The following is a 19,992-nucleotide window of genomic DNA, read 5'->3' on the forward strand; positions in this document are numbered from 1 at the left end:
TTACATCACCTCCTTAGCGATTGCTACTTCGGGTTGAACAATTTCATTTATATATTGCTCGTTACCCGTAAGCGCACCGATTACAGCACCTTTAATGAGGATCCCTTTTAATCGATTTTTTTCATCTGTCACCGCAACAGGAATATTTGATGACGACACTTTTTCAAATAAATCAATTAATAACGTTTCTGTTCCAACTACATTTATATCCTTCTCTAAGAATTCACTTAATGAACGATTTTCATCCGCTGCTTTTGAAGCATCTTTTGCCGTAATTGCACCGAGCAGAGTCTGTTGCTTATCTACCACATAGATAGATGAGATTCCTAGACCCTTCATTAGTTGGAGTGCGACACGTGGACCTTTATCCACTTGAACGGTCTCAGCACGTTTTAACACATGCCCAGCAGTCAGAACCTTCGATAGATCTACATCCTCTACGAATCTCTGAACATATTCATTTGAAGGATTCATTAATATTTCTTCAGGTGTTCCGATTTGTACGATGTTGCCATCCTTCATAAGCGCAATTCTGTCACCAATACGAAGGGCTTCATCTAAATCATGGGTAATAAACACAATCGTTTTTTCCATCGTCGATTGTAATTCTAGCAACTCATCCTGCATATCTTTTCGTATCAACGGATCCAATGCGCTAAAAGCTTCGTCCATTAAAAGAACATCAGGATCATTTGCCAGCGCTCTAGCTAATCCCACACGTTGCTGCATTCCACCACTTAGCTGACTAGGGTATTGATTTTCGTAACCCTTAAGTCCTACTAGTTCTAATGCCTCTAATGCTTTTTTATTTCTCTCGACCTTTTCAACATCCTGAATCTCTAACCCATATTCAGTGTTCTCAAGCACTGTTCTATGTGGAAACAATGCGAACTTCTGAAAGACCATACTTATTTTCTTTCTTCTAACTTCCCTTAATTCTTCCTTATTCATCTTCACTACATCTTTACCATCTATTTGGACTTGACCGATTGTTGGTTCAATCAGACGATTAAGTAAGCGAACTAAGGTAGATTTACCACTTCCAGATAAACCCATAATGACGAATATCTCGCCAGACTTCACTTCAAAGGATGCTCGATTAACCCCAACTGTTGAGCCTGTTTCCTTTAAAATTTGATCCTTTGATTTTCCTTCTTTTAATAACTGTAATGCCTTCTTTGAAGATTTCCCAAAAATCTTGGTTACGTCACTAACCTTTATTTTTATATGGTTTTCTTCCATTGTTTCACCTCATTTAATTTGTCGCCTTGGACTGTCTTAATTATAGACCAATCACTTCTTTTAGTTCAAACGGTATATTCCATGATATTTGTCTATATAGTACGTACAGAAATAACTGTACACACTCAATGGTAAAAATACTTAATAATACTCATATTTCCTATATATCCCACCCTATATGAGCACTTTACATTTCTTCCATAAATATGTAGTCTAGAAGCTAACTACTAATATCAAATATATAGGATGTGATATAGTTGCAAGAAAATGAACAATTAGATAGAACAAGGACGATGGTTATAGATGCAATTGCTCAAAATATGAATCTTTATGGAATTCCCCCCTCCGCTGGACGTTTATACGGCCTCCTTTTTTATTCAGATAAACCGCTTACACTTGACGAAATGAAAGACGAGCTCGGGATGAGTAAAACAAGTATGAGTACTTCGGTAAGAAGCTTACTCGATTTAAATATGGTTGAAAAGGTTTGGGTAAAGGGTGAAAGGAAGGATCTATATACAATCAAGGAAGACTGGTATCAGTGCTTTTTTGATTACTTCACCATTAAATGGAGAACAGCCATTACGATGAATAGCGGTGCGATGGAAAAATCGATTGCTAAATTAGAGGAAATTATTAATACCCCAAACACATCTGAAGAAATCCGTAAGCAAGCCCAAATAGATATCAAAAAGCTAGAAGAAAGACTTGATTATTACGATTGGCAGAACAGACTCATTGATAGCTTTGAGACAAAGGAAATATTAAACTTTATTCCAATTAATAAGAAGGAAGAATAGAAAGAGGTCAGAACAAAACTGTTCTGACCTCTTTGCTATACCTTATAAAAAAGGCCTATATACTACAAGAAATTTACTGATTCAAGTCGATTTATATACTTGTCATGTCCCATCTTTAATTGCTTAAATTCATTTAATTTAGTCGAATAACTTAAGAATTTCTCTTTATTATTACGGTCAAGAGCTTCATTGATTTGGTATTGTATATGGTTTATCTTTAATTCGATATCTAAAATAGATAAAATTTGTTCTTCCCTGTAGTATTGATTTAAATCTTCTACTGCTATATAAAAGGTCCACTGCTCATTAATCACGATTAAAAAATACCATTCTTGATATATTGTATATTTTCTATCATTAGTCACTTCAATGACATCACCTGTTTTGAAAGTTAGGTATTCTATATGCTCTTCACCTGGACAAAAACAGTCAATTTGATGTGTAAAAGTATTTACGACAATATAACGCTGGTTAATTTTCTGTCATCCTTTCTACTTCATACATAGTGCTACATAATCTTACTTTCATTTTCTAAAAGCGCTCATCACCACCAATGGCAAGAGCGAACTAGTATTTTTAGTAAGGTCTTAAATTACTTACCCTTAGCATCGTCTTCTTGCATATATCTTTGCAACTCTAAACGCTCCTCGGGAGTTAGTTCATTTCTTGGTTTCGTCAATAACTTGCGAATACGTCTTGAATCCTTTTCAATTACTTTACGTAGAATCATCGTTTTTCCATCCTTTATTAAATTTCTATTCTCCATTCCTCTTCGTTACAGCCTACTATTTCGCTATCACAGCAAGGACAATTCAATTGATGTAATTTAGTGCTGGCAACGAGTACTTCCATATACCCACACCACATACAACATATATGTATATAGAAGCACATCATTCTTCCCCCTACTATTAAACTTAAAACCTAGAGTTACAGAGCTTTTCTTACTAGCCAAACTATGAAACGATACTCAAAGGTTTGATTTTAATTAAGCTCGTTTTCTCTATATCCTTTTGTGAATTCCATTGATTCATATAATCCCGCTACTATATAGTCTTCTCTGTCATTATAAATTCTCCACCCATGACCTTTAATATAGTTACAAGGAACAATTTCCTTCTTCTTTATACAAACTTTAGAAATGGTACTAAATCCATGAGATTTTGTGTAGTAGTGGCGTAAATAATCCCTTCACTTTCGTTCAAGTCTAAGAAGCTTTGGTTTACATACCCAAAGCACTGCTCCCACGACGCTTCCATAATTGACTGAGACATGTTGCAGACTTCTATTCTCCCTACATCACTCCGACACGATCCAGTTGCCACCACCAATTGATTATTTATCGTAATCATGGACGATATCATTTGTTTTGGTACCTTCTTTATAAGTATTGTGCTCTTATCATGTAAATCAAAGCACCAAACTCCTCCATAGATTGGATGAATTTTAGTGCCAATAAATAACTGATTTTTATATAAACATAAAGAACGAATAGAAGGAGCATTTGAAAATTGAAACGGATAGTAAGGTGTCCATGATTTTCCTGAATTCGTTGAAATATATAAGACCTTCTCACCATGTGTGATCACTAGACCTCTTGAATTAGTTGTTATACTCCAAATAGATGCTTTTGTAGGAAACCTTCTTACAGCCCAACTTTCTCCATCATCATCACTGAAAATAAATAAACCATCATCACCAACACCGAAAATATGATGATTACTACATTTTAAATCGCGAATTGTTCTTTCTGTTGCAAGTAAACTACGACCCTGCTTAGACTTCGTGACTGCTGTTGCGCTCATTAGTTTCTTCACTATTTTCTACTCTCCTATTTGACTAGCAAAGTTTACAGCAAAATCTACACACTCATCTATCTCTTCTTGCGTGTCTGGTGTTAACTCTACCTTAAGCCCTTCCTGAATAAGCTCTGCATTACATTCCTTTAGTCGTTCTTCAAACAAATCGACCACAGCACAAAATTTGGGGTATGCATGGTCACCAGATCCAAACACAGCTGCTTTTTTACCTGTTAAATCAATCGACAAAAGATCCTCATAGAAATCTTCCGTCTCGTATGGCAAATCTCCATCTCCCCATGTATAGGAACCAATTAATATACCATCATACTGAAGAAGATCATTTACATCCATATGCTCAATTTCCGCTAAATCAATTTCATGTTCAAAAGGCTCAATACTTACCTTCAATAAATCTGCAATCTCCTCTGTATTTCCGGACATGCTTGCAAATGCGATTACAATTTTAGCCATAAGAACCCTCCAATAATAATGATAATCATTCTCATTATAAATATAACAATAATGATAATCATTTTCAATTGGTTTTTTTTTATTTAATAATTTTATATATAACTAGCATAATAAATGAGATTTTCGTTAAGTTTATTTTCACAATTTCATGAACAATATATTAGTTAATAATCCACCGGTAAACTTGATCAATATTTTATGTTATGTTCTTCTTCATGTTATTTTGAAACTTCTTTTTTACTTCTAATCAGTAAATAAAAAGACTACCTCCTTATATAACTAGGAGGTAGTCTATATTTTAAAGCCTGCTTGGATAATGCTTATAGTAACTAATAGTTGGCATCTTAAAACCAGTTGATAGGTTGTGGTTTAAGGTTTTGGAAAATATGCTTTGTTTCAGTATATTCTTCTATACCGAGTCTTCCTAGCTCACGCCCAATACCAGACTGCTTAAATCCACCCCATGGTGCATGTGGAAAGTAAAGGTTGAAGTCATTAATCCAAACCGTACCCATGCGCATCTTTGCTACACAACGTTCAGCTTTTACAATATCGTTTGTCCAAACAGCTCCAGCAAGTCCGTAAATCGAGTCGTTAGCAAGCTCGACTGCTTCCTCTTCTTTACGGAATTTCTCAACTGTCATAACAGGCCCAAAAGCTTCCTCTTGTACAATCTTCATGTCTGTTGTGCAATTTGTAAAAATAGTAGGTAGATAGAAAAAGCCTTTTTGTAGTTCTGGATCTTCCGGACGGCTACCACCAACTGCTAGTGTAGCACCTTCTTTAATACCTGTTTCTACATATTTTTCTACTTTCGCAAGGTGTTCCGCTGAAATAAGAGGTCCCATTTGGGTTTTTTCGTCAAACCCGCTTCCTAGCTTAAATTTCTTCACTCGCTCAACAAGTGCGTTAACAAACTCATCGTGAATACTCTCTTCTACAATCAGTCTTGTACCTGCTGAACATATTTGTCCTGCGTGGAAGAATACTCCGTTTAATGCTTGGTCAACAGCAGTCTCAAAATCAGCATCAGCAAAGATGATGTTAGGGTTTTTTCCACCAAGTTCAAGTGCAAGCTTCTTCACATTAGAGCTTGCCGCTTGCATAATTTTCTTCCCAGTAAAAAGTCCACCTGTAAAGGAAATAAGATCGACATCCATGTTACTTGATAACTCTGAACCAACTGTATTGCCAGCACCAAGTACTAAGTTAGCCACACCAGCAGGCACTCCTGCCTCTTCCATAAGTTCAAACACTTTAATCGTAGTAAGAGGTGTAATTTCACTTGGCTTCATAATTAGTGTGTTACCTGTTGCTAAAGCTGGAGCCAATTTCCAAGATGCTTGTAGTAGTGGATAATTCCATGGAGTTATTTGACCGCAAACTCCAACGGGTTCGCGAACTACCCTACTGATAGAGTTAGCTACTGGAGAATCAATCAGTTCTCCACCATCTTTATCTGCAAGTTCCGCATAATAGCGAAATACACCAGCGATATCATCCATGTCTCCACGGCTTTCCTCTATGGTTTTACCCGTATCTAAGGATTCCAATCTAGCAAGTTCTTCTTTATCTCTTTCAATTAACTCAGCAATTTTCCAAACGATCGTCCCTCGCTCGCTTGCTGGAGTAGAAGACCATTCTCCTTTATCAAATGCTGCTCTTGCTGCAGCGATTGCTACTTTTGCGTCTGATTCATCACCTTCTGGAACAGTAGCAATAACTTCCTGGTTAAACGGATTAATGATATCACGCGTATTACCTGCAATCGATCCAACCCATTTACCATTTATGTATTGTTGTTGTTTTAGACTCAAATCTACCAGCTCCAATTTTATATAAATTAAGTTTGTTAAAAATTTATTTAATATTTTTAACATGTTAACATGTCTTTTGAAAGCTGTCAAAGATATGCTTTAACATATGTGGTTGGAAATAATTAAATTAGTTAGAATGGTTGTTATTACTAAGCTTTTAGCCATTTATAACCTGATGAATCTATGTTTTCCATTTGACATTTAATCTGAACACGTTATCATTAAGTTTGTAAAGAAGATTAAAAAAACATTTAACACGCTTTACTTTAAATTGAAGGAGCGACTTTATGAGTGAAACGACTGAAAAATCAAGAATTAAAATAGAAGAAGCCAAAGACAAGGTCATTGGAGCGATTGCAGAGACAATGGACTTATATGGTGTAACACCAGCTGCAGCAAACTTATATGCAACGATGTATTTTAAAGATCAGATGACTCTTGATGAAATGCGTACGGAGCTAGGAATGAGCAAACCAAGTATGAGCACTAGTGTCCGTAGACTCCAAGAAATAGAAATGGTAAAAAAAACATTTACACGTGGTACTAGAAAACACACCTATGTTGCAGAGAAAAACTTCTTCCGTTCATTTATGGTGTTTTATTGCCAGATGTGGGAACGCGAAGTTAAAACAAACATGGAAGCAATTGAAGAAGCACAAGAGGATTTAATCGATGTTATAAAGGATTCTACCAGCACACCAGAAATAGTTGCAGAGGCAAAAAAAACCTATGATCAACTAGAAGAATCTAAAACATACTATCACTGGTTGGAAGATTTAGTTGCAAGTATAAGAAGTGGCAAAATATTTGACTTTTTACCTAAAGATTAATTTTAAAAAATGATCAGGTGGTCTCAAGAAAGATAGACTGCCTGAAATAATGAATATTACATCTATCTCTGCTAAATGTGAGATAGATTAGTTTCACGACATTTGTTAAAAATATTCTTAACGAAATTAATGTTTGGAATATTTAAAATAAACCACATATAATTAAAGGGGAGATTTTCTAGATGAAAAACTGGAAGAAAAAACTTAGTTTTATCTTAGTGCTACTATTGATAGCTGTTTTAACAGCATGTGGAAGCACTAATGAGGAAACAAACGGTGAAGAATCAGGGGTAAGTAATAAAGAATTATCAATCGGACAAATTAATTGGGCTGAAAATATTGCAGTAACAAACATGTGGAAAGCCATTTTAGAAGAAAAAGGGTATAACGTGAAGTTAACTGTATTGGACATGGGGGTTACAATTAAGGCTTTAGAGAGTGGCGAGCTAGATGCTAGTTTAGAAATATGGTTACCTGTCCAAGATGCACATTATCTAAAAGAATATCAAGATACTGTTAATTTCTCAGAATCTACTTGGTTTGATCATGCAAAAGTAGGGCTAGTCGTTCCAACTTACTTGGAAGAAGTTAATAGTGTAGATGATTTAAATGAACATAAAGAACTGTTTAACGGAGAAATTATTGGATTTGATCCTGGGGCAGGTACGATGGAAGTTACTGAACAATTAATTAAAGATTATAACCTTGAGTTTGAACTCCTGCCAAGCTCTGAACCTGCGATGATCGCTAAAATTGGCGAGGCAATAGGAGATGAAGAGCCAATCGTGGCACCACTTTGGAGCCCACATTCGGTATTCTCAAAATATGACTTAAAATTCCTTGATGATCCACAAAACACATTTGGTGGTGTAGAAAAAATCCACCATGCTACAAGACAGGGATTTGAAGAGGATTATCCAAAGGTGAGCGAATGGTTTAATAATTGGAAGATGGATGACCAACAAATCGGCGAGCTTATCACCTATGTAGAAGGTGCCGAAGATCCTCTTGATGGGGCTAAAAAATGGATTGAAGAAAATCAAGAATTAGTAGATCAATGGGTCAAATAAAGTAATATAATATAGTTTAATAAAAAAGAAGTTAGTCACTCATATTAGAGAGATTAGCTTCTTTTTTGCTTTGTTACATTTAAAGATCTTTTATTTTCACTACTATGAACTTGGTAGAGTGGCATCTTTTCATCCTAAATCTTTTTAAATGGCTGTGACCTATAATGTTGATTTTACTGTGGTTGAATTTAGGCGTAAAAATTCCGCTTAAATTGGGAAATATCAACATTTCCCTAATAATAACAGGAGTTTTTCCGCTTATATGAACCTAATCTTTAGATATAGTCATATTTTAGAGAAGTTAACCGGAATTTCTCCGTTTATATCTGCCTCTTAAGCCCCTCCTAGATAGAATAGCCGGAATTTTTTCGCCTATGAGTTCCCTATACCCACGCGAAAAATCAACTTTCGGGTTAATTTTCGCTTGCTTCAGATACTCACTTTCATGGAGAAAACCCTTTAACCCTCTTCCATTCCTTTTATGAACTAGCATACGTTCTGGGGGAAACAAGCGTTAATATTATAACTCCCAAGTATTATTAATTTCCGATCTACAGAGCCCAAAAGGCCCATCATACTTTGTCACCATATTAAAATTTAGGAGTTTTTGATATAGTAGGCTCTTTTTTAAACAACAAAAAAAGAAAGCACCCTTTCCAAAAAATGTATACATTGCCTGGCAATATACATTTTGAAAGAGGCCTTCTTATGAAATCATTATTTGACTTTAACTTTATCTTTTACTGTGCCTGCGTCAGATGGGTGTACTCCATGACGGTAGAAGTCCGCATGAATAGGCTCAAGTGGTTTACGTCCAAGGATTAAATCAGATGCCTTTTCCGCTAACATCAACACCGGTGCATGGATATTCCCGTTAGTAACATAAGGCATAGCAGACGCATCGACCACTCGGACATTGTCGAGGCCATGGACCTTCATCGTTAATGGATCTACAACAGCCATTGGATCTGAAGCAGGACCCATTTTTGCCGTACAGCTCGGATGAAGTGCAGTCTCGGCATCATTCGCCACCCAATCTAAAATCTCCTTGTCTGTACGAACAGAAGGACCTGGTGAGATTTCGCCCGAATTATACGGAGCCATGGCCGGCTGAGATAGAATTTCACGTGACACTTTTATCGCTTCAATCCACTCGCGACGGTCCTGTTCGGTAGAAAGGTAGTTGAAGACCATACTAGGGTGCTCTGTCGGATCAGTTGAGCGGATTTTCAAACTACCACGAGCATCAGAGTACATAGGTCCTACGTGTACCTGGAATCCGTGTGCAGTGTCCGCTTTCTTTCCGTCGTATCGCACTGCTACCGGAAGGAAATGGAACATCAGATTAGGATATGCGACGTCCTCGTTGGAACGCACGAATCCACCGCCCTCGAAATGGTTAGTGGCTGCCGGACCGGTACGTCCAAGTAGCCACTGCAACCCGATCCAAGGCATCTTCGCTTTATTTAAGTTCGGTTGTTCGGATACCGGTAACGGACAAGCATGTTGGATGTAGACTTCGAGATGATCCTGAAGGTTTTCTCCTACACCTGGAAGATTGACCACCGGTTTGATGCCTAGTGAGCGCAGGTGTTCTGCATCACCTACTCCTGACAACTGAAGTAACTGCGGCGTATTGATTGCACCACCAGCGAGTATAACTTCCCCCGCCGTCACATGATGAGTCTTCCCGTTTCGTTGATATGTCAGCCCGCTCGCTCGGGTACCATCGAAATTGATACGTTGAACAAAAGCACGAGTTATTACAGTGAGGTTCTCACGCTCCATAGCCGGATGAAGATAGGCACGTGAAGGTCCAAACCGTTGGCCTTTGTATACATGCTTATCAAACGGCCCGAATCCCTCTTGTCGAAAACCATTTACATCAGGGGTTTTTGAGTAGCCGGCCTCAACAGCTGAGTCAAAGAAGGCTTGGAATAAAGGATTAGTAGCTGGACCGCGTTCCAGTTTAAGAGGACCATCGTGGCCACGTAATTCATCATCTGGAGCCGAAGCTAAAGCATTTTCCATGCGTTTAAAATACGGAAGACAATGCGCAAAATCCCACGTGTCCATCCCAGGATCCGCTCCCCAACGTTCATAGTCTAGAGGATTACCTCGTTGGAATATCATCCCGTTAATTGAACCCGAACCTCCAAGCACCTTTCCGCGGGCATGCTTGATACGTCGTCCATTCATATAAGGTTCAGGATCAGACTCGTATCTCCAGTCGTACATTGGTTTACCTGCTGGGAATGGCAAAGCAGCTGGCATTTGGATTAATAGATCCCATGAAAAATCCTTACGTCCTGCTTCTAAAACAAGAACACTACGTGTCCCATCTGCACTAAGACGGTCGCCAAGTACAGAACCCGCACTTCCCCCACCTACAATAACAATATCATATGTTTCATTCATATTATGTACCTCCTTGGATGTTAAGAGTTTTGAATTTCAGTGATTAAAAATAAATATGAAAATTATCAGTTAAATAGTTTGCTAGGTTTCAGGAAAAATCACTTGATCCCCTAACCCTTGCCAAACAGTTAACTACAATTGTTAACTTTGTTAAATTTTTATTTAACGTTTTTAATATTTTAAATATAACACAGCTATTTTTTTTTGTAAACTGAGATATATTCTTTTAGATATTTTTTCACAATCTCTAAAGTTTTGTTTTATTATTATTATTGAATACACTAATAAGAGGTCTTATCTCGTTTATTTGTAGATAAAATAAAAAAGACTTCCCACAAGTTTGATTACCCTGTGAAAAGCCTCCGATTAAATCCATAATAAAACTAAAATGTTTAATTCCATCCTCATCTTGTCCAAAACACATCATATAAATTACTTGTCACGATTTCTATATAACAGATAAATAAAAAATGGTGCTCCTATTCCAGCAGTAAACACTCCGGCTGGAATATCAAGTGGTAAGAAGGCAGTCCGTGCGATTACGTCAGCAACAGCAACGATCGTTCCGCCAATTAAGGTTGAGAAGAGTACTAGGGCTGCAAATGAACGGCCAATAAGCATTCTGGCAATATGCGGGGCTACTAGCCCAACGAAGCCTATCCCCCCTGCAAAAGCCACAGCAGAACCAGCTAATGCTACACTTATGAAAAGTAGAATAAAACGATAATACTGCACTCTAATACCTAAGCCAATCCCCACGTCGTCTCCTAGCTCTTTTGCATTTACCACCCTTGAAAATAATAGAGCCAATGGGATGAAGACTAAAATCCAAGGTAACATAGCATAGACATTCTGCCAATTCGCGCCATAGACACTCCCTGTTAACCATAGATACGCCTTTGTAGTTACAGTCGTTTCACTTATAACGAGCATCATCGTGATAAACGCATTCATTGCGGCTGAAATTCCAATTCCTATTAAAACAAGACGAATTGGCGTAACTCCTTTTTTCCACGATAACAAATAAATTAAAATGGATACAATACCAGCTCCTAAAATTGCTGCTAAAGGTAGCCATTGTAAGCTCACTGCGCCCATAAAATAGACAATAAAGATAATTGCCCCTACAGATGCACCACCGGTAATCCCAATAATATCAGGAGAAGCCAAAGGATTTCGAATGATTCCTTGTAAAATCAGTCCTGAAACTCCAAGTGCAGCTCCTACCATAAAAGCAAGCAATGTTCTTGGCAGTCTCAGCGATTGCAGGATAAACGCATGCTCTTCACTTCCGTTACCAACTAAGTGTTTAATAACAGTTAATGGATCTATGAAGCTACTTCCTACCGATAAGCTTACAAGGAAAATCAAAAAGGCAATCGTAAGCAAGATGATAAAAAGAAAAATTGTTTTCTTATAGACTTGAAAGGAAATGGAGCCAGATTTATTTCGAATTGAGATAAAATTACTCATCTTTTGTTAACCCCTTTCGTGCAATATAGATAAAGAAAGGCGTTCCTAAGAGAGCCGTCATTACACCGATTGGCATTTCTTGTGGCATAATTACAAATCTGGCAGCAATATCTGCAAGCAGTAAAAGACTTGCTCCTCCCAATGCACTGAAAGGTAGAACCCATCTATAATCCGTTCCAACAATCCCGCGAATCATATGTGGAATAATCAACCCAATAAATCCGATAGACCCGGCGACCGCCACCGACCCGCCTGCCAAGAAAACAATTGCCACACCCATCATGAACTTGAGAAGCAGGGTACGTTGTCCTAAGCTTTTTGCCACATCCTCACCTGACATCAAAATGTTGATCTGCCTTCCTAAAAATAACGTCAGAACAGCAGCGCCTATCATAAAGGGAAGTACCGGTAATAACATATCCATACTTCGTCCTGCAACTGAACCTGCCAGCCAAAAAAGCACACTTTGAATATTTTGCTCATCAATTACCAACATTCCTTGTGTAAAAGAAACAAATAACGCGGTAATGGCCGCACCCGCTAATACAATTTTGATTGGCGAGAGCCCATCCCTTCCAAACGATCCTAAAAAATAGACGAGTACACCTGCAATACTTGCACCTACAAATGCGATCCACATATAACTAACTAACGAGTCAACATTGAAAAAAGTAGCAGCTGCAACGATAAAAAACAGTGCACCCGCATTGATCCCGAAAATATCTGGTGCAGCAAGTGGATTTTTTGTTAAGGCTTGCATAAGTGCACCAGCAATCGCTAAACCCGCACCTATTACGGCAGCAATCACTGCTCTGGATAGTCTTGATGTCGTAATAATTACGTGCTCTGTTACCGTCTCATCATATGAGAAAAATGCATCAATGACAGTTTGAAAGGGGATTGGCGTTTTCCCGAGCGAAATACTAAGGATAAAGGATAGTCCTACGATGAAGAAGCCTATCAACAGGCCTGCTATTTTATAAGGTGTTCGCGTTAATAGATGATTCATTGAGATTTCCTCTTTCGTATGTATTTCCTCTTAAAAGCTCTAATCCTATTGTCGCATAAACAAACAAAATAGGGGAAGAAATATCTACCCCTATCATGTCATCTTATTTTTCTAATTCAAATCTCTCATAAATATCATCTAGCATTAAGTTTGCTGCGATATATCCTCCAGCCATGTTCCAAGTGATTTCATCAACCATGTGAACCTGTCCTTCTTTTACAGCATCAAGATTTTGCCATAGTGGATGAGCTGTCCACTCTTCGAACGTTTTTTTCACTGCTGGATCATCTTCATTGAAGATATAGAACACATCTGCATTCATTTCTGTAATACTCTCTTTATCCGTTAACTGGACTCCCCACTCTTCACTTTGTTGGTTTTCAGGGCGAGTGAATCCAAGCTCTGCTAAAATCGAACCAGCAAACCCAGTAAAGTAAATACGTGCATGGTCTGCTCTAAAGTTTAAAATAGACACATTAACAGGCCACTTATCACCAAGTTTCTCTGCAACCTTTGTTTGGAAATCAGCAACTCGGCTATCCCAAGCAGCAAGAAGCTCATCTGCTTTTGCTTGTTGATTCATTGCTTCTCCCATTAACTCCACTGTACCTTTGAAATCAAAGACTGTCTCATGTGCAACAGTTGGTGCAATCTCACTTAATTGTGCATAAACCTCTTCATGACGAAGCTTTGAAGCAATGATTAAATCCGGTTTTAGCGCTGCGATTTCTTCTAGGTTTGGCTGAGTTTCAAGACCAACAATCTTAACTCCCTCTAAATCAGCACGAAGATATTCATATGTTGGTTGTTGAACCCAAGATTCCACCGCACCTACTGGCTTCATTTCAAATGCAACAATGGCATCTGTCGCACCTTGGTATAATGTAACAATTTTTTGTGGTGTTCCTTCTATCTTTGTCGTTCCTAATGCATGTGTAATTTCACGAACATCTGCTTCTGCTTGCTCTTCTTCAGCAGTAGTATCCTCTGTTTGTTCTGTTTGCTCTGATTCATTTTCAGTAGCTGGTGCTTCCTCAGCCCCTTGGTTTCCGCATGCTGCAAGAAACATCGTAAAGACTAGAATAATAGCAAGTAAAGAAAACTTTCTTTTTAAAAAATATGTACTCATTGTTCCTACTCCCCTTTATTTCACTTTATTTTTATGTTTTGATGATAATGATAATTGTTATCACTACAATATTGAATTATACACACGCAATTTTAAAAAATCAATAGTTTTTTTAATAATGATTTTCATTCTCACTGAAAGATCGAGATGAAAACTAAAAATATGTGTTTATCATATGTAAAAAGAGAAAGCGACACTCAAAATAATTGAATGCCGCTTCAGCCAATAAAAAGTATGTTTACAGGTCTCCACTAGTGTATATGATAAGCAAAACTTGTTTATCCTAACACTAAAGGAGGTGTTACTATGGCACTTGATGTACTTTGCGAAGTAAATAGTTGTGTTCACAACATTAAAAATGAGAACAAATGTGGAGCTGATCAAATTTATGTTGTAAACCACAGGGAAAGAAATGCTTCAAGCAGTGGTGAAACAGATTGTAAAACGTTCGAACCAGCTGATATGTAATTCTTTTATTAAGCGGCAATCATGACGGTGATTGTCGCTTTCTTTTTATATTATTGATAATAATTATCATTATTATTCATTTTTTATAAATTTTGTTAAAATATTTTCCTTGAGATACAAATTTTCTTTAGTGTTGGTTGTCTCGACCAAATAGCTACTACCTTATCCACCTTGTTTTACTTCTTCATCCGAACTTCTTCTATAAGAATTTATACGGAAAATTTTGTTAACATGAATGTATATGAAGCCATCTTTAGTGCCATAATTCTTGATTGAGTTTATTTGAGTTCACGATTATCTTGATAATTACTCTGCGTTAACCCAGTTTCCCCTCGTTGAAAGTGTACGAAAACGTGGATGTTCAGCAAGGATGGAGTCTCTTAATCGCTTAACTATTGGGTGCTTTGAGGAAAAAAATTGTTCTTTTGAATCGTAGAGCTCAATCAATTCTCCTTTTTCAAGGACACCAATTTGGTCAGAAATTGAAAAAGCTGCTTTAATATCATGTGTAATGAATAAATAAGATAAGCCGAATTCTTCCTTTAATTCGCTTAATAATTCTAAGATCAAGCTTTGAGTAACCATGTCTAGGCTACTTACTGATTCGTCAAGGACGATTAATTTCGGCCTAAGAGCAATTGCTCTAGCAATATTTATTCTTTGTAATTGTCCACCACTAAATTGGTGCGGGTATTTTTTTAAGTCCTTTTCATTTAAGCCTACTCTTTCTAATAGTTCAATAACCTTTTTTCTTTGTTCTCCTACAGTTAGTTTTTCATAATTCTCTAACGGCTCGCTTATAATTCGTTCGGCTGTCATTCGAGGGTTAACAGCTGAATATGAGTCTTGGAAAACGACTTGGAGATTACGACGTATTTGTTGTTTTGTTGCTTTATTTGGATGATATATGTCATGCCCAAGAAACAAAACCTGACCTTGCTGTGGGCGCTGAATTCCGAGAATTATTTTCCCTAAAGTACTTTTACCTGCTCCGCTTGTACCAATTAACCCCAAACATTTCCCTTCTTCAATGTCAAAGGTAATCTCATTAAGTATATTAACTGTTTGTTCCTTCCCTTTAAAAAGCTTTTTTGAATTATAGCTAAAGCTTACTTGTTTTACTTGTAATAAACTCAATGGTTTCACCTCTTGGGAGATTCGTTTTGCCCGTTACAACATATAAGTGTAGGGTTGTTTTTGAGAGTATAATGTCGGTCTTGTCCTTAATAGCTTCTTCGTGTATTCATGTTGTGGATTATCAAATAGTTCTAAAACATTTGCTGATTCCACTATCCTTCCATCTTGCATGACGATTACATCATCGGCCATTTCCGAAATAACGCTAAGATCATGGGAAATAAGTAGAATAGACGTTCCATACTCAGAACGTATTTTATCTAATAGGCGGAGTACTAATAATTGGCTATGAAGATCGAGTGCTGTAGTTGGCTCATCCGCAATTATCACGGAAGGGTTTAAGCATGCTGCCATGGCAATCATCACTCGTTGAAGCATACCTCCACTTAATTCGAAAGGATATTTTTTTAATAATCTATGAGGATCTGGCAAATTTACACTTTGCATCACTTCAATCGCAAGCTCTTTTGCTTGCTTTTTATTTAATGAAGTATGAGACTTAATTGTTTCAATAAACTGATGGCCAATCGTAAACACGGGAGTAAATGCATTCATCGGATTTTGCATAATGAAAGCAATATCCTTCCCTCGAATTTTGCGTATTTCTCTATTTTCTAAACCATTCAATTCCTTACCTTGAAGTGTAATACTCCCTTTGATATCCATCTTCTTTTTATCATGCAACTGAAGGATCGACATACTTGTAACGGTTTTACCACTGCCGCTTTCACCAACGAGACCTAGAATTTTACCTTTATTCATGCCAAAATTAATATCCTTAACTAGTGTACAAAAACCTTCTTTGGTTCTTACTTGTACATGTAGGTCTCTGACATTTAAAATATTTTGCTCTTTTTGTTCCATCATTTATCATCCTTTTTATTAGCGGCGTTTAACCTCAAATCGTTCTGAAAGTGCTTCTCCTAATAAATTAAAGGTAACAACAACTAACATAATCATTATACCCGGATAAATCATTAAAGCTGGATTTGTTCTGATATATGATTTTCCTTCATGAATCATCGCCCCCCATTCAGGTATAGGGGGTTGCACACCTAGTCCTAAGAATGACATCGATGATAAATTCATAATCGCCCAACCCATCTCTAATGTACCCATTACCGCTAATGAAGGAAGAACATTAGGAATAATATGTTTCTTCATAATAGTCCAAGTAGAAGAACCACTAATCTTAGCTGCAGAAATATAGTTGTGTTCTTTTAGGCTTAGAACCATTCCTCGAATGACCCTTGCGTAATAAACCCATTGTACCAGGATTAATCCTAATACAACTTGATTAAGCCCAGCTCCCCAAATACCAACAAAACCAAGAACAAACAATAGACTTGGAATCGCCATCAAAGCATCGCCGATTCTCATTAACAGTTGATCAACCCAACCACCTATATACCCAGCGATGATACCAACAATTAAACCAATACTTAAAGCTGAAATAAAAATCAGCATAGCATATCCCAACGAAATTCTTGCCCCATATAGGATACGTGAAAACGTACATCGCCCTAAATGATCTGTTCCTAATGGGTAATTTAAAGAAGGTTGCTGAAGTTTATGAGCTAAATTAACAGCGATAGGGTTGTTAGGTGCCAACCAAGGAGCAAATAATGCCATTAAAAATAATACGCTTAGAATTATAGAACATATGACTATCACTTTACGACTTTTTAATATACCACGATACTTTACGATCATTGATACTGCCTGCCTTTTCTGGAAATACGTGGGTCAATTAACATTTGGATTAGGTCAACAATTAAGTTGCTTATAAGGAATATTCCCGCTGCTAATAGCACATATCCTTGAATGACAGGAACATCACGGTTAAAAATAGCCTCAATAAAATACCGCCCAAACCCTGGCCACGAAAAGACTACCTCGACAATAATAGCACCTGTTAATAAGTTTCCTAAGTTCATTCCAAGCCCAGTAATCATAGGAGATATGGCAATTCTTAATACATGCTTTCCCATGATTACTCTTTCATGAATTCCTCTCGTCCTCGCAAAAAGCACATAAGGCTCTTGTAAGTTTTCAAGCACACTTGCGCGTAACAGACGAGTATATAAAGCGATTAAAGGAAAAGCCAATGTAACTGAAGGTAAGATTAAATGCTTCCAAGTTCCCGTACCTTCGACTGGGAAAAGATCTAGTTTTACAGAAAAGAAAAAAATAAATAAATATCCAAGCCAAAAGGATGGAATCGATGCCCCTATAAAAGAGAGAAATCGACTAAAATGGTCGATTACACTGTTCTTCCTTATACCAGCTAAAAACCCAATAGGTACACTTACTAAGATTGCGATCAATAGACTCCCTAAAGTTAACTGAATAGTTGCTGGCAATCTAGTGGTTATCTCTTCCCATACAGGCTTATTCGTAACATAAGATATGCCAAAGTCAAATTGGCATATCTTAATAAGCGCGTTCACATATTGGATTAGGAGAGGTTGATCTAAGCCAAACTCTTGTCTTTTTTGTTCCAACATCTCATCAGTTGCTTGGATATGTGCTGTAGTAAAGTATGCTTCAGCAGGGTCCACTGGTGATAGATGAATCATACTAAAAGTCAGCAAAGTAGCCAAAAGGAAAATTGGAATGATGGTGATTATTCGTTTAAAGACATAAGTTCCCATGAAAACCTCTCCTGTCGCTTACTCGTTTACACTAATTCCTGTAAATGGATGTTCATCTCGATTAGCAGGGAATGTGAAATTTGAAACATTCTTTTGATAGATTGCTATTTTTTTAATATAAGAGATAGGTACAATTGCACCTTGTTCTTGTAGTGATCCTAAAATTGTTGTGTATAGCTGTTGACGTTCATTTTCATCCGTCGTTTGTTTAACTTCTGCTATTTGGTTCAGTAACTCATCTTTGTTTGGGTATGATGAAATTGCTTCTCTAAACCCAAAGCCTTCTGTAGCAACAATGTTTACGAAAGTATGTGGGTCATATGGAGCACCATAGTTACTGAAGAAGTTCATATCAAACTCATTCGCTTTGAATCTTTCAACCTGAGTGGTAAGCTCAACACCAACAATATTTAATTTTACACCTAATCCAGCCCACTCAGATTGTAAAGTTTCAGCCATAAGTTTCTGGATTGATTCAGCAGAATCATACATTAACTCAAATTCAAGTGGTTTTCCATCTTTTTCACGAACATTTTTTCCTTCTGGTAGTTTCCAGCCAGCTTCCTCTAGTAGTTGGTTTGCTTTCTCAACATTATAATCTACCGTCGTTACATCAACACTTGAGGTGTACGGGAAGTTTGGTGGTAAGATATAGTCAGCCTTCTCTTCCAATCCAGATGTTACACCCTCAACCATTGCTTCTTTATTAAATCCATAATGTAATGCTTGACGAACACGTTCATCTGAAAGCTGCTCTTTATTTGTATTCATCACTAGCTGTCTAGTAGCAACTGGTTCAGAAACACTAGTTCCATAGTTTTCTGTCGATTCTAATTGTTTAAATGCATCTAAGCTAATAACTCCCTCACCATAGATAAGGTCTAAATCACCTTTTTCAAAAGCAAGTACACGTGTTTCTGCGTCAGGAATAACTTTAACCTGAATTTTTTCTGCATTCGGGAGTTCACCCCAGTAATGATCATTGCGTTTAAAGATTGCATATTCATCAACTTTATATTCATCCAATACCCATGGACCTGTTCCTACTGGTTTTGCTATACCATTTGAAGTATCACCGTCTTCTGGAAAACCAGCTTCTCCGAGGAATCGCACTGGACGCACAACAGCTAATTCTTGAATCGTAGGATAATAAGATTCTTTTAGCGTTAATTTAAACGTATACTCATCAACAACCTCTGTTTGGGCGATCTTTGGAATAAATCCTAACCAACTATGTAAGTCTACATTTGTTAATATTGTATCAAAATTCTTCTTTACAATCTCGGCATTAAAACTTGTGCCATCAGAGAATTTTACACCTTGACGTAAGTTGAATACATATTCTGTCCCATCTTCTGAGATTTCCCAAGTTTCTGCTAAATGGCCTTTTAGCTCCCCACCATCTTGGTAGCTAACTAAAGGTTCATATACCATAGATTGAGCGAATAATTGATTTGGATTATAGACATGTGGATTTAATGCTCCTACATCTCTTGGCCAAGCAAAAGTAATCATATTTTCACTTTCACTTGTAGAACTTTCATTTGAATTATCTACTGATTCACTTGAACAACCAAGTAAAGCAATAGATAAAGTAAGAACCATTACAGATATAAGTAAGATTCGTTTTTTATATATTTTGTTTGCCATAAGATTCGTTCCTCCTAGTTGA

At 37.2% G+C, this 19,992-nt stretch carries 19 protein-coding genes; 4 read left to right on the forward strand and 15 right to left on the reverse strand.

What is annotated here, in order from left to right:
• Positions 1–1,242 (reverse strand): quaternary amine ABC transporter ATP-binding protein, encoded by a 1,242-nt coding sequence (locus tag BK579_RS00115; RefSeq protein WP_078542978.1) that lies wholly within the window; start codon positions 1,240–1,242, stop codon positions 1–3.
• Positions 1,243–1,499: 257 nt separating this feature from the next.
• Here BK579_RS00115 and BK579_RS00120 point away from each other — a divergent pair, with 257 nt between their 5' ends.
• Positions 1,500–2,042, forward strand: coding sequence for a GbsR/MarR family transcriptional regulator (locus BK579_RS00120; protein ID WP_078542980.1), 543 nt, complete (start codon positions 1,500–1,502; stop codon positions 2,040–2,042).
• Positions 2,043–2,104: 62 nt separating this feature from the next.
• On the opposite strand, the gene BK579_RS00125 is transcribed toward BK579_RS00120, so the two are convergent.
• The 5 genes from BK579_RS00125 to betB form a co-directional block, all read right to left on the reverse strand.
• A complete protein-coding gene (locus tag BK579_RS00125; protein ID WP_169891024.1) occupies positions 2,105–2,407 on the reverse strand; it encodes an IDEAL domain-containing protein in 303 nt (100 codons plus the stop codon).
• Between the two features lie 227 nt (positions 2,408–2,634).
• Positions 2,635–2,808 carry a hypothetical protein gene (locus tag BK579_RS25380; protein WP_169891025.1) on the reverse strand — a complete coding sequence of 58 codons (174 nt, stop codon included), beginning with the start codon at positions 2,806–2,808 and terminating at the stop codon, positions 2,635–2,637.
• A gap of 358 nt (positions 2,809–3,166) precedes the next feature.
• Positions 3,167–3,859, reverse strand: a complete 693-nt coding sequence (locus tag BK579_RS00130) for a WD40/YVTN/BNR-like repeat-containing protein (protein WP_078542983.1) — start codon at positions 3,857–3,859, stop codon at positions 3,167–3,169.
• 6 nt (positions 3,860–3,865) lie between these two features.
• A complete protein-coding gene (locus BK579_RS00135; RefSeq protein WP_078542985.1) occupies positions 3,866–4,315 on the reverse strand; it encodes a flavodoxin in 450 nt (149 codons plus the stop codon).
• A gap of 344 nt (positions 4,316–4,659) precedes the next feature.
• Positions 4,660–6,132, reverse strand: a complete 1,473-nt coding sequence (gene betB, locus BK579_RS00140; RefSeq protein WP_078542987.1) for a betaine-aldehyde dehydrogenase — start codon at positions 6,130–6,132, stop codon at positions 4,660–4,662.
• A 287-nt stretch (positions 6,133–6,419) separates the two neighbouring features.
• Here betB and cudC point away from each other — a divergent pair, with 287 nt between their 5' ends.
• On the forward strand, positions 6,420–6,962 hold the full coding sequence (cudC, locus tag BK579_RS00145) for a choline uptake/conversion transcriptional regulator CudC (protein ID WP_078542989.1): 543 nt from the start codon (positions 6,420–6,422) through the stop codon (positions 6,960–6,962).
• Between the two features lie 182 nt (positions 6,963–7,144).
• Positions 7,145–8,032, forward strand: a complete 888-nt coding sequence (locus BK579_RS00150) for a glycine betaine ABC transporter substrate-binding protein (protein ID WP_078542991.1) — start codon at positions 7,145–7,147, stop codon at positions 8,030–8,032.
• A 717-nt stretch (positions 8,033–8,749) separates the two neighbouring features.
• Here the strand turns inward: BK579_RS00150 and betA are convergent.
• The 4 genes from betA to BK579_RS00175 all read right to left on the reverse strand — a co-directional run bounded on the left by betA (position 8,750) and on the right by BK579_RS00175 (position 14,061).
• Positions 8,750–10,450, reverse strand: coding sequence for a choline dehydrogenase (gene betA, locus BK579_RS00160; RefSeq protein ID WP_078542994.1), 1,701 nt, complete (start codon positions 10,448–10,450; stop codon positions 8,750–8,752).
• A 432-nt stretch (positions 10,451–10,882) separates the two neighbouring features.
• Positions 10,883–11,923 (reverse strand): FecCD family ABC transporter permease, encoded by a 1,041-nt coding sequence (locus BK579_RS00165; protein ID WP_078542997.1) that lies wholly within the window; start codon positions 11,921–11,923, stop codon positions 10,883–10,885.
• The gene (locus BK579_RS00170) at positions 11,916–12,932 is read right to left on the reverse strand and encodes a FecCD family ABC transporter permease (protein WP_078542999.1); all 1,017 of its coding nucleotides are present in this window, start codon (positions 12,930–12,932) and stop codon (positions 11,916–11,918) included. The genes BK579_RS00165 and BK579_RS00170 overlap by 8 nt, the downstream gene beginning before the upstream one ends.
• 103 nt (positions 12,933–13,035) lie before the next feature.
• Positions 13,036–14,061 carry an ABC transporter substrate-binding protein gene (locus tag BK579_RS00175; RefSeq protein WP_078543002.1) on the reverse strand — a complete coding sequence of 342 codons (1,026 nt, stop codon included), beginning with the start codon at positions 14,059–14,061 and terminating at the stop codon, positions 13,036–13,038.
• Between the two features lie 306 nt (positions 14,062–14,367).
• On the opposite strand from BK579_RS00175, the gene BK579_RS00180 reads away from it, so the two are divergent.
• Positions 14,368–14,529, forward strand: coding sequence for a DUF1540 domain-containing protein (locus BK579_RS00180; protein ID WP_078543003.1), 162 nt, complete (start codon positions 14,368–14,370; stop codon positions 14,527–14,529).
• A gap of 306 nt (positions 14,530–14,835) precedes the next feature.
• Here the strand turns inward: BK579_RS00180 and nikE are convergent, their stop codons facing one another.
• From nikE to nikA, 5 genes are read right to left on the reverse strand one after another with little or no spacing between them, the layout of a single operon-like run.
• Positions 14,836–15,666 carry a nickel import ATP-binding protein NikE gene (gene nikE, locus BK579_RS00185; protein WP_078543005.1) on the reverse strand — a complete coding sequence of 277 codons (831 nt, stop codon included), beginning with the start codon at positions 15,664–15,666 and terminating at the stop codon, positions 14,836–14,838.
• Positions 15,667–15,699: 33 nt separating this feature from the next.
• Positions 15,700–16,530: a nickel import ATP-binding protein NikD gene (nikD, locus tag BK579_RS00190; protein WP_078543007.1), complete on the reverse strand. Its 831-nt coding sequence runs from the start codon at positions 16,528–16,530 to the stop codon at positions 15,700–15,702.
• Positions 16,531–16,548: 18 nt separating this feature from the next.
• Positions 16,549–17,379 carry a nickel ABC transporter permease subunit NikC gene (nikC, locus tag BK579_RS00195; RefSeq protein WP_078543009.1) on the reverse strand — a complete coding sequence of 277 codons (831 nt, stop codon included), beginning with the start codon at positions 17,377–17,379 and terminating at the stop codon, positions 16,549–16,551.
• Positions 17,376–18,320 carry a nickel ABC transporter permease subunit NikB gene (gene nikB / locus BK579_RS00200; protein ID WP_078543010.1) on the reverse strand — a complete coding sequence of 315 codons (945 nt, stop codon included), beginning with the start codon at positions 18,318–18,320 and terminating at the stop codon, positions 17,376–17,378. Before nikB ends, nikC begins: the two co-directional genes overlap by 4 nt.
• A gap of 18 nt (positions 18,321–18,338) precedes the next feature.
• Complete coding sequence (gene nikA, locus BK579_RS00205; RefSeq protein WP_078543011.1) at positions 18,339–19,970, reverse strand: nickel ABC transporter substrate-binding protein; 1,632 nt, start codon at positions 19,968–19,970, stop codon at positions 18,339–18,341.
• Positions 19,971–19,992 lie beyond the last annotated feature (22 nt).

Origin of the sequence: Litchfieldia alkalitelluris (assembly GCF_002019645.1) — a bacterium.
Lineage (GTDB): Bacteria > Bacillota > Bacilli > Bacillales > Bacillaceae_L > Litchfieldia > Litchfieldia alkalitelluris.

Coding starts and splice junctions, on each gene's coding strand:
- BK579_RS00115 (WP_078542978.1), bottom strand. CDS start 1,242: ATGGAAGAAAACCATATAAAAATAAAGGTTAGTGACGTAACCAAGATT.
- BK579_RS25380 (WP_169891025.1), bottom strand. CDS start 2,808: ATGGAGAATAGAAATTTAATAAAGGATGGAAAAACGATGATTCTACGT.
- BK579_RS00135 (WP_078542985.1), bottom strand. CDS start 4,315: ATGGCTAAAATTGTAATCGCATTTGCAAGCATGTCCGGAAATACAGAG.
- cudC (WP_078542989.1), top strand. CDS start 6,420: ATGAGTGAAACGACTGAAAAATCAAGAATTAAAATAGAAGAAGCCAAA.
- BK579_RS00150 (WP_078542991.1), top strand. CDS start 7,145: ATGAAAAACTGGAAGAAAAAACTTAGTTTTATCTTAGTGCTACTATTG.
- betA (WP_078542994.1), bottom strand. CDS start 10,450: ATGAATGAAACATATGATATTGTTATTGTAGGTGGGGGAAGTGCGGGT.
- BK579_RS00165 (WP_078542997.1), bottom strand. CDS start 11,923: ATGAGTAATTTTATCTCAATTCGAAATAAATCTGGCTCCATTTCCTTT.
- BK579_RS00170 (WP_078542999.1), bottom strand. CDS start 12,932: ATGAATCATCTATTAACGCGAACACCTTATAAAATAGCAGGCCTGTTG.
- BK579_RS00175 (WP_078543002.1), bottom strand. CDS start 14,061: ATGAGTACATATTTTTTAAAAAGAAAGTTTTCTTTACTTGCTATTATT.
- BK579_RS00180 (WP_078543003.1), top strand. CDS start 14,368: ATGGCACTTGATGTACTTTGCGAAGTAAATAGTTGTGTTCACAACATT.
- nikD (WP_078543007.1), bottom strand. CDS start 16,530: ATGGAACAAAAAGAGCAAAATATTTTAAATGTCAGAGACCTACATGTA.
- nikC (WP_078543009.1), bottom strand. CDS start 17,379: ATGATCGTAAAGTATCGTGGTATATTAAAAAGTCGTAAAGTGATAGTC.
- nikB (WP_078543010.1), bottom strand. CDS start 18,320: ATGGGAACTTATGTCTTTAAACGAATAATCACCATCATTCCAATTTTC.
- nikA (WP_078543011.1), bottom strand. CDS start 19,970: ATGGCAAACAAAATATATAAAAAACGAATCTTACTTATATCTGTAATG.